Below are 425 nucleotides of genomic sequence, written 5' to 3'. Positions count from 1 at the left end.
AGCGTGCCCGTGGTCACCTGATTCTTGTCGGGTGTTGCGGTACTGGCGATGACCGCGCCCTTGAGGTCCGTGTTGCCTTTGACGTTGATGTCAAAGCCACCGGCACCGGCCTGGATGCCAGACTGCTCGTTCACGCCCGCGTAGTTGCCGCTGGCGTTACCGTTGCTATGACTGAAGCTACCGCTGGCACCACCTTGTCTGATGCTGAAGCCACCACCTGAGCTTTCCTGGTGGGCAGCGCTACGGCTGGAGTCCTGTGTGCTGGCAAGATTCAGGTTGCCACCAATATCCGCGAGAACCTTGTTGGCGTTCACATTCGCGCCAACGATATTGGTATCACCGCCGCTAACGATAGTCAGAGTGTCGCTGGCATTGATGTGCGAGTTGTTCTGCGTCTGGGCGTCCGAGTTTGCATCACCGTGCGC

General features: G+C 58.8%; 1 protein-coding gene. It reads right to left on the bottom strand.

Going from position 1 to position 425, the window contains the following annotated elements; all coding sequences use genetic code 11:
• On the bottom strand, nucleotides 1–425 hold a 425-nt coding region (locus I6F21_RS38065), incomplete at both ends, for a hemagglutinin repeat-containing protein (protein WP_225184425.1).

Source organism: Bradyrhizobium sp. NBAIM03, assembly GCF_020194055.1.
In the GTDB taxonomy this organism is placed as follows: domain Bacteria; phylum Pseudomonadota; class Alphaproteobacteria; order Rhizobiales; family Xanthobacteraceae; genus Bradyrhizobium; species Bradyrhizobium yuanmingense.
This window is presented reverse-complemented; position numbering and strand designations above follow the sequence as displayed.